The sequence below is a fragment of the Rhodococcus sp. (in: high G+C Gram-positive bacteria) genome, assembly GCF_049286785.1.
GTDB lineage: Bacteria > Actinomycetota > Actinomycetes > Mycobacteriales > Mycobacteriaceae > Rhodococcus_F.
This window is the reverse complement of sequence record NZ_JBAQEO010000644.1, coordinates 1-1,564: the sequence shown is the minus strand read 5'-3', so window position 1 is coordinate 1,564 and position 1,564 is coordinate 1. Positions and strand designations below refer to the sequence as shown.

Annotated in this window: 2 protein-coding genes; both read left to right on the top strand. The window is 62.4% G+C overall.

What is annotated here, in order from left to right:
* Positions 1-813, top strand: an 813-nt coding sequence (locus tag WAW17_RS23335; RefSeq protein WP_422335280.1) for a transposase, incomplete at its 5' end; no start/stop codon positions are given.
* A 571-nt stretch (positions 814-1,384) separates the two neighbouring features.
* On the top strand, positions 1,385-1,564 hold a 180-nt coding region (locus WAW17_RS23330; RefSeq protein WP_422335279.1), incomplete at its 3' end, for a transposase.

Sequence of the window (1,564 nt, the reverse complement as noted above, 5' to 3'; positions counted from 1 at the left end):
CTCCGGCAGCGAAAGCTGCGGAACGAGCTGCCGTTGATCATTCGCGAGCTCGAGCCATTCCGCGAGACGCTCCAGGGAGTGGCCGTCGAGTCGACGTTCAACTGGTACTGGCTTGTCGACGGTCTGCAAGCCAGCGGGCACCGCGCCATGCTCGTGAACACGGCGGCGATCCAGCAGTACGAAGGCCTCAAGAACGCCGACGATGAGTACGACGCGTGGTGGCTCGCGCACATGATGCGGCTCGGCATTCTGCCAACCGGCTACATCTATCCACCCGCGCAGCGTCCAGTTCGGGACCTGCTGCGGAAACGGATGACGCTCATGCGGCAGCGCACCGCGAACATCCTCAGCGTGCAAAACCTCGAGCAGAGGAACCGGGGAACGAAAATCACAGGAAATGACGTGAAGACGCTCACGGCCGCGGAGATCAACGCCGTGTACGCCGATCCCGACCTGGCACTCGCGATTACATCGACACTTGCGGTCATCGAAACGCTCAGCGCGCAGATCAAGGTGCTCGAGAAGACCGTTCAGGCGAGAGCGAAGCTTCGTCCTGAGTTCGAGCCGCTGCGCACTGTCTGGGGGATCGGCAACATCCTCTCACTCACGATCATGTTCGAGGCCGGCGACATGGGCCGCTTCGCCGGCGCCGGCACCTTCGCCTCGTACGCGCGGTGCGTCAAGGCCAGCCGCTGGTCGAACGGCAAGAAGAAGGGCGACAACAACGCGAAGAACGGCAACCGCTATCTCGCCTGGGCGTTCACCGAGGCCGCGCACTTCGCCATCCGCTACTACCCCGAGGTGCGGAGTTGATACGACCGCAAAGCGGCAAAGACGAACAGGACCGTCGCGATCAAGACGATCGCTCACAAGCTCGCCCGGGCCGTGTTCCACGTCCTGCGCGAGCGCGTTCCGTTCGACCCGAAGAAAGTATTCGTCTGAGAGCTTGGTCGGTGCGGTCAGCCACCCGTAGGGTTGGTTCACAACCAGAAGGTCTGATTGGAGGCCGCACCGGCCAGGATGTCCCGGCGTTATGATGTCCGCGACGAGCGCGCGAGCCACACGGGGTTGGACCCGTCTGCTTCGGCAGCCGGTGAGCCACAGGTTCTGTGAACCCACCAATTGGACGCGCGCTCGTTTTTACCGCGTTGTTTCTGGGACGCGAAATGCGTCAGGGGCCAGGTCAGCCAGTATCGGCCGAAGCCTTGATCCTGATGGGTGACTGGAGCGGACACTACGAGCCGACTCCGACCGAACGAGACACAGGGACTGCGAACCTCATCGCCAGGAAGGCAACGCCACCACGATGACTGCGGCTAAACGCCGCAAAGGGATTTTTCCGCCCCTATTGACAGCGCCTGCTAATGGGTGGCAGCGCTTGCTAATGGGTGACCCCAAGATATTCCGCTACACCCAGCGGTGGACCATCGAGACGGCGTTCGACGAACTCAAGTCGCGACTCCGGGGGCGCGCTGTCGTGCTTCGCAGCAAAACGCCGGTTCACGTTCGTCAGGAGATCTACGGCATTCTCCTGACGCACTTCGGCGTGCGCGCGATGATGCAC